Raw genomic sequence first — 7619 nt, forward strand, 5'->3', positions numbered from 1 at the left:
GCCCCCGCGCGCGTGGCGCGGGACGACGACGCCCCGCCGGCGCGGGCCGTCGACGCCCGGGGGCCGGGCGGAGTGGTCGCCGACCCGGGGCTCGTCCGGGACCGGCTGGCCCGGGTCGGCGTGCCCGAGACGGGCTTCCCGTGGCGGGTCGACCGCCTCACCACCGGCAACGGCGGGCTGCGGGCCCGGGTCCGCTTCCCCGAGCCGGCCGAGGACTGGGCGGCCGTCGTCGACGCGGCGGTGTCCATCGCGCCGGCCGCGTTCCCCGGCGAGCCACGGCTGCGCCTCGTCGACACGATCGAACGGATCTGGACGACCGGCGCGCCGCCGGCCGTCGCCATCGTCGACGTCGTGCAGGACGGTGGGCGGGAGGACACCGTCGACGTGACTGTCTCCGGGGCGGACGGCACGGTCGCCGCCCGGCTCACGGGCCTGCGCTACCCGGTGGTCCCCGACGCCCCGGCCGCCGACACCGACGGCACCGGCCCGGCCCGGCAGTCCCTGGCCGACCTCGACCCGGACGAGCTGCGCGAGCGCCTGATCGAGGAGGTACGCGCGGTGGTCGCCGCCGAGATGAAGCTGGCCGCCGAAGCGCTCGACCCGCGCCTGCCGCTGGTGCAGCAGGGCATGGACTCGGTCATGACGGTCATCGTGCGCCGGCGGCTGGAGAAGACCTACCACCAGGTGCTGCCCGCCTCGCTGTTCTGGCAGCAGCCCACCGTCACGGCGATCGCGGTGCACCTTGCCGAGCTGCTCGCCACCCCGTCGCCGGACGGGGCCGTCGCCGGCGCCGCGGCCCACTGACCCACCGGACGCGTCGACCCGGAGGAGCGCATGGAACTCACCACGACCGCCGCCCGACCCGGGCTGCGGCACCGGATGCAACAGCTGATCTACGGGTTCTTCACGGCGCAGACGCTGCACGTGGCGGTCCGGCTGCGGATACCGGACCTGCTCGCCGACGGCGCGCGGGACGTCGGCGACCTCGCGGCGGCCACCGGCGCGGACGCCCCGTCGCTACGCCGGCTGCTGCGGGCGCTGGTCTTCCTGGAGGTGCTCGACGAGCCCGCGCCGGGCACCTTCGCCCTCACCGAACAGGGCGAGGTGCTGCGGGCGGACGTGACCGGATCGATGCGGGAGCTGGTGCTGCTGCTGTCCGGGCCGGAGAGCTGGGCCGCGTGGGGACAGCTCGAACACAGCGTGCGCACCGGTGAGGTGGCGTGGGAGCACGTGCACGGCCGGAGTTGCTTCGACCACCTGATGGCGGACCCGCAGCGGCAGGCGGCGTTCAACGCGGCCATGGCCGAGGGCTCGCGGGCCTTCGTGCCCACGCTGCTGTCGGCGTACGACTTCGGCGACCTGGGCACGGTGGTGGACGTGGGCGGCGGCAGCGGCGCCCTGCTCGCCGGGGTGCTCGCGGCGCACCCGCACCTGCGCGGCACGGTCTTCGACACCCCGGACGGCCTGGCCGACGCGGCGCGCACCGTCGCCGAGCAGGGCGTCGCCGACCGGTGCGGGGTGGAGACCGGTGACTTCTTCGTCTCCGTGCCGCCGGGCGCGGACGCCTACGTGCTCAAGAGCGTGCTGCACGACTGGGACGACGAGCAGTGCGTGCAGGTGCTGCGCACCGTCCGCCGGGCGGCCCGGCCCGACAGCCGCGTGATCCTCGTCGAGTCGCTGATGCCGGCGACGGTCACCACGGCGCCGAGCGTCGCCCAGGTGGTCATGAACGACCTCAACATGATGGTCTGCCACGGCGGCCGGGAGCGCACCGTGGCGGAGTTCCGCGAGCTGCTGCGGGCGGCGGGCTTCCGGCTGGAGTCCGTCACGCCCTGCCCGGCGCCGAGCGTCGTCGGCATCCTGGAGGCCACGCCGACCCCGGTCACCGGGCCGGACGGGAGCTGACGCGATGGCGCGCATCGGCGACCTCGACGCCGCCCGGCCCGCGCCGGAGGCGCCCCCCGAGGACATGGTCCGCATCCCGGGCGGGACGTTCCTGCAGGGCTCGCCCGAGCGGACGCTGGACTGGCTGGACAGCGAGGGCCAGGCGTTCCCCCGCGACTGGTTCACCGACGAGACGCCGCAGATTCCGGTCACGCTGCCCGACTACCTCATCGACCGGCACCAGGTGACCGTCGCCCAGTTCGCCGCCTTCGTCTCCCGCACCGGCTACGTCACGTCCGCCGAGCGGGCCGGCGGCAGCATGGTCTACGGCGAGCAGTACTGGGAGGTTCTCGAGGGTGCCTGCTGGCACCGCCCGGCCGGCTACGGCAGCGGCGTCCGCAACCGCGACGACCACCCTGTCGTACACATCTCCTTCGCGGACGCCGAGGCGTACGCACGCTGGGCGGGCCGGCGGTTGCCCACCGAGTCGGAGTGGGAGCGGGCCGCCACCGGCCCGTCGTACCGGCTCTGGCCCTGGGGGGACACCTGGGACAGCCGGAACGCCAACACCGCGGAGCACACGGCCGGGGCCCTCGGCGACCTGGCCGCCTGGCGAACCTGGTGGGGGGCCATCCACGCCGCCCAGGGGCCGATGCCGCAGACCACGCCGGTCGGCGCGTTCTCGCCGCGTGGCGACAGCGTCGACGGGTGCGCCGACATGACCGGCAACGTCTACGAGTGGACGTCCACGGTGGCGCACCTGTACTCACCCACCACCCGGTGCGACCCGACGATCCACCTGGTGATGGGGCGTTTCCGGGTGATCCGGGGCGGGTCCTGGATGAACTTCCGCTACCAGGTGCGGTGCGCGGAACGGTTGTACGGGGACCCGACCGGATGGTCCAACTTCGCTCTCGGCTTCCGTTGTGCGCGTGACGTCACGGCGGTCCCCGACGTCGACGACAACGGGAGGTAGCGATGGTCACGGTGTTGCTGTCGGCCGGCTGGGCCCACCGGGGGCAGAAGAGTTTCGAGTGCCACGAGGGCACCGTGCGGGACGTCATCAGGGAGTTCGTCGAGACGTACCCCGTCTACCGCCGCCGGCTGCTCGACGACACGGGCGAGCCGCTGACCTACTACAACGTCTACCTCGACGGGGACCTCGTCGAGAAGGCGGACCGGTCCCGGGTGACCGCCCGGTCCGACAGCACGGTCGCCATCGTCCCGCCGCTGGCCGGGGGCTGACCCACCGGTCGGACGCCCGGTCCCGACCCGGCCGGCGTCCGGCCACCGGCGTCCCGCCGAGCGCGTCCCCGTCAGGGAGGAAGCATGCTCCTGCCGCACACCGACGCCCGACCCGGCCCCGGCCGGGCCGACCGTGACGACCTCGCTCGCCGGCTGGCCCGGTCGGCCCGGCACCGCCCCCGCCCGGCCGGCCGGCTGGCGGCCTGGCTCGCGCAGCGACAGCGGGCGAACCCGTTCGAGGTCACCGAGGTGCCGTTCGCCGACCTGACCGGCTGGCACTTCGCGCCCGACTCCGGCGACCTGGTGCACGAGAGCGGCCGGTTCTTCAGCGTCGAGGGCCTGCACGTGCGGACCGACCGCGGGCCGGTCGGCGAGTGGTGGCAGCCGATCATCCACCAGCCCGACCGGGCGATCCTCGGCATCCTGGCCCGGGAGATCGACGGGGTGCTGCACTTCCTCATGCAGGCCAAGATGGAGCCGGGCAACGTCAACGGCGTCCAGTTCTCCCCCACCGTGCAGTCCACCCCGAGCAACTACCAGCGCACGCACCGCGGCGCCCGGTCCCGCTACGTGGAGTACTTCCTGGAACCGGGGCGCGGCCGGGTCCTCGTGGACGTGCTCCAGTCGGAGCAGGGCTCCTGGTTCCGGGGCAAGCGCAACCGGAACATCATCGTCGAGGTCGCCGACGAGGTGGCACCGCACGAGGATTTCGTGTGGCTGACCCTCGGCCAGATCCACGACCTGCTGCACCGGCCGAACCTGGTCAACATGGACGCCCGTACCGTGCTGTCCTGCCTGCCCGGCCACGCGGTCGCCGACGAGGGCGGGGACGGGGACGCCGGGGCGATCGGCCGGGCGGTGGCGGAGTCCTCGCTCGCCGACGACGGCGCGTGGCATCCGCTGCTCGAGGTCCGCAACTGGCTGACCGCCAACAAGGCCGGTCCCACCCTGGCGACCCGGCAGGTCCCGCTGCGCGAGGTGCGGGACTGGTACCGCACCGACGACGAGATCCGCCACCGCTCCGGCCGGTTCTTCCGCATCGTCGGCCGGCGGGTGCGGGCCAGCAACCGGGAGGTGGCGCAGTGGTGCCAGCCGTTGCTGGCGCCGTGCGGGACGGGTCTGGTGGCGTTCGTCGTCCGACGCATCGACGGCGTGCTGCACGTGCTCGCCCACGCCGATCTGCGGCCCGGCTACCGGGACACCGTCGAGCTGGGGCCGACCGTGCAGTGCACCCCGGACAACTTCACCGGCCCGGCCCGCGACGGCCGCCCGGCGTACCTCGACCTGGTCCTCTCCGACGAGGTGCGCGTGCACTACGACGTGCTGCAGTCGGAGGAGGGCGGGCGGTTCCACCACGCGGTGACCCGGCACATGGTGGTGGAGGTGGGCCCCGACTTCCCCACCGCGACACCGCCGGACTACACCTGGCTGACCCTGCGCCAGCTGACCGCCGTGGCGGCCTTCAGCTACCAGGTCAACATCGAGGCCCGCAGCCTCCTGCTCTGCCTGCGGGCGCTGCGATGACCGGACGCGACGGCGGCCGGCCGGTCCCACCCGAGCCGGCGGTCACGGCCGAGCCGGCGGTCCCACCCGAGCCGGCTGTGGCGACCGAGCCGACTGTGGCGGCCGGGCCGGCCGGGGCTGAGAGCACGGCCGGGATCGACGCGTTTCCGCTGCCCCGCCGGTGCCCGTTCGGCCCGCCGGCCGAGTACGCCCGGCTGCGGGCCGAACAGCCGGTCGCCCGGCTGCCCATGCTCGGCGGCAACACGGCCTGGGTGGTGTCCCGGTACGCCGACGTCAAGCAGGTGCTCGGCGACCCGCGGATGAGCGCGGACCGGCGCCGGGCCGGTTTCCCGCGGTTCGCGCCGACCACGGAGAGCCAGCGGCAGGCCTCGTTCGAGAACTTCCGCCCCCCGCTGAACTGGATGGACCCGCCGGAGCACACCGCGGCCCGCCGCCAGATCGTCGACGAGTTCGCCGCGCGGCGGGTGCGACAACTGCGGCCGCTGGTCGAGCGGGTGGTGGACGAGCACCTCGACGCCATGACGGCCGGGCGGTCGAGCGCCGACCTGGTGCCGTCGTTCAGCTATCCGGTGCCGTCGCGGGTGATCTGCGAGATGCTCGGCGTGCCGTACGGCGAACACGCGTTCTTCGAACGCCGGTCCACCCGGATGCTGAGCCGCGGCGCGCCCGCGAACGAGCGGGCCCGGTGCGCCCGCGAGATCCGCGACTTCCTCGACGACGTGGTGACCGACAAGGAGCGGCACCCCGGTGACGACGTGCTCAGCCGGCTGCTCGCCGCGCAGCGCGCGGCCGGCGAGCCGGACCACGAGGCCGTGGTGAGCATGGCCTTCGTGCTGCTGGTCGCCGGGCACGTCACGACGTCGAACATGATCTCACTGAGCGTGCTGGCCCTGTTGACCCATCCGGAGCGGCTCGCCCGCCTGCGCGCCGAGCCGGACCGGTTCCCCGCCGCCGTCGAGGAGTTGCTGCGGTACTTCACCGTCGTCGAGGCGGCGACCGCGCGCACCGCCACCGCCGACGTGACGATCGGTGGGGTGACCATCCGGGCCGGGGACGGGGTGGTGGCACTGGGCCAGGCCGCGAACCGGGACCCGACGGCGTTCGACCGCCCGGACGAGTTCGACCCGGACCGCGACGCCCGCCACCACCTCGCCTTCGGCTACGGACGCCACATCTGCCCCGGCCAGCACCTGGCCCGGCTGGAACTGGACGTCGCGCTGAGCCGGCTGGTCCGGCGGCTGCCGGGGCTGCGGCTGACCGTGGACGTGGACGACCTGCCGCTCAAGGAGGACGGCAACATCTTCGGCCTGTACGCGCTGCCGGTCGCCTGGTGAGCCGACCGCACGGCCGCCGGGGGCGGGACCGCGCCGGGGGTCAGCCCCGCTGGGCGATCACCGTCGTCCACGCCTGGCTGATCCGCTCGGCCGACTCGGACGCGGCCGCCATGTCCTCGGGACCCGCCGTGGCGATCCAGTCGACCGCGCGGCCCTCGGGCAGTGTGCCGGCGAGGTAGTCGTCCAGCGCGACCAGGCTCATCTCCCAGCCGGCGCCGATGCCCCACGCCCCCGGCGCCGCGTTCGGGATGATGTCGGCCGGCACCGGCGCGTGCTCCAGCTCCAGGACGGTGGCGTCCCCCGCCGGCGTGAGCCGCAGCTCGACCTCGCTGCTGCCGTCACTCGACTCCCAGGTCAGGCCGATCGTGTTCGGCCGCTCGCACCGCAGGATCTCGCCGCTGGCGTTGCCCTCCAGTTGGAAGCGCCCGCCGACCCGCAGGTCACCGGAGATCGGCAGGAACCAGCGCACCAGGCGCTCGGGATCGGTGATGGCGTCCCACAGCTCCTCCGGTGAGGCGTCGTAGCTGCGCCGGACCACCAGGGCGTTCATGCCGCTGGGGTGATCGCGCAGCTCGCGCTCGGTGTCCCTGACGACGTCGGACGTCTTGTTCATGCCACATGGCCTTCCTGCTGGTGCGTGGTGCCAGCGGAGCCGGTCCGGCCCGCACGTCGAGGACTTTAGCAGCCATGACTTACCTAACGTCCGATTTGTGCCCACCGCGCCGTCGCCCCACGTCCGCACCACACGAGCGGGTGACATGAAGGCGGCGCGCCGGGGCGGTGATCGACGATGCGCTGCCCCGAACGGCGAGCGACCGTCCGGGCCGGCCCGATCGGCGACCCGGGCGACGACCGGGCGGCGACCCGGGCGGCGGGGCCTCGGGAAGATAGCCGCGACGCGAGCCGGGCGCGCGGACGCACGGACGGGCGGACGGGCGGACGCGCGGACGGGCGGACGGGCGGGCCCTGGAAATGGTCCGAGACGGGAGCCACCGGGCGGGACCCGGAGAGCGGACCGGCGCGGGCGGGCCACCGGGCGGGCGGGCCGGGACGGGTCGCGGGATCAGGCGTTGTCGCGGTCGACGCGGGAGCGGCGCCGGGCGAGCAGCACGAGCACGGCGAGAAGCGCGAGGCCGTCGACGGCGAGCAGGGCGGCGCCGACCGGGTCGATGCCGTGGGCGTGGGCCGGCGCCGGGGGCTCCGGCTGCGGGGCCGCCGCCCCGCCCGCCGCGCCCACCGTGAACCGGGCGATGCCGGAGGCGTCCCGACCGTCGTCGGTGACCACGTGGTACGCGACGGCGACCGCACCGGCCCCGGTGACCCGCACCGCCTGGGCCAGGCCGTCGCGGCCGACGGCCGTCAGCGCCCCCTGGTTGAGCAGGGACCGGTCCGCGTCGTAGACGGAGATGTGGGATCCGGCGAGGTCCGGCCGGCCGTCGACCCGGATCCGTACCGCGGTCGGCGCGCCCGACAGGACGGCGCCGTCGGCCGGGTCGAGCGAGACCACCTCGACCTTCGACGCGGCGGTGGAGGTGGAGTCGATCCTGCCGGCGAGGGCGAGGACGGCCACCAGCGCCGCAACGGTGAGGGCGGCGCCGGCGTAGATCCGTCTCGTGCTCGACATGACGGCGG

The 7619-nt window shown here is 74.7% G+C and carries 8 protein-coding genes; 6 read left to right on the top strand and 2 right to left on the bottom strand.

The genetic code is table 11. From position 1 onward, the window contains the following. The 6 genes from AB0L34_RS31800 to AB0L34_RS31825 form a co-directional block, all read left to right on the top strand. A partial coding sequence (locus AB0L34_RS31800) for a phosphopantetheine-binding protein (RefSeq protein WP_363709123.1) occupies window positions 1-804 on the top strand: 804 nt, incomplete at its 5' end. 30 nt (window positions 805-834) lie between these two features. Further along, complete coding sequence (locus AB0L34_RS31805; protein WP_363709125.1) at window positions 835-1905, top strand: methyltransferase; 1071 nt, start codon at window positions 835-837, stop codon at window positions 1903-1905. A 4-nt stretch (window positions 1906-1909) separates the two neighbouring features. Next, window positions 1910-2860 carry an SUMF1/EgtB/PvdO family nonheme iron enzyme gene (locus tag AB0L34_RS31810; protein WP_363709127.1) on the top strand — a complete coding sequence of 317 codons (951 nt, stop codon included), beginning with the start codon at window positions 1910-1912 and terminating at the stop codon, window positions 2858-2860. Window positions 2861-2862: 2 nt separating this feature from the next. Then, window positions 2863-3129, top strand: a complete 267-nt coding sequence (locus AB0L34_RS31815; RefSeq protein WP_363709129.1) for a MoaD/ThiS family protein — start codon at window positions 2863-2865, stop codon at window positions 3127-3129. Between the two features lie 84 nt (window positions 3130-3213). Beyond that, the gene (locus AB0L34_RS31820; protein WP_363709131.1) at window positions 3214-4653 is read left to right on the top strand and encodes an NDP-hexose 2,3-dehydratase family protein; all 1440 of its coding nucleotides are present in this window, start codon (window positions 3214-3216) and stop codon (window positions 4651-4653) included. Further along, the gene (locus tag AB0L34_RS31825) at window positions 4650-5987 is read left to right on the top strand and encodes a cytochrome P450 (RefSeq protein ID WP_363709133.1); all 1338 of its coding nucleotides are present in this window, start codon (window positions 4650-4652) and stop codon (window positions 5985-5987) included. The genes AB0L34_RS31820 and AB0L34_RS31825 overlap by 4 nt, the downstream gene beginning before the upstream one ends. A 40-nt stretch (window positions 5988-6027) precedes the next feature. Here the strand turns inward: AB0L34_RS31825 and AB0L34_RS31830 are convergent, their stop codons facing one another. Continuing rightward, the gene (locus tag AB0L34_RS31830; RefSeq protein WP_357458783.1) at window positions 6028-6600 is read right to left on the bottom strand and encodes an SRPBCC family protein; all 573 of its coding nucleotides are present in this window, start codon (window positions 6598-6600) and stop codon (window positions 6028-6030) included. 450 nt (window positions 6601-7050) lie between these two features. Next, window positions 7051-7619: copper resistance CopC family protein (locus tag AB0L34_RS31835; RefSeq protein WP_363709135.1), on the bottom strand; the 569-nt coding region annotated here is incomplete at its 5' end.

The organism is Micromonospora sp. NPDC052213 (assembly GCF_040679695.1).
In the GTDB taxonomy this organism is placed as follows: Bacteria; Actinomycetota; Actinomycetes; order Mycobacteriales; family Micromonosporaceae; genus Micromonospora.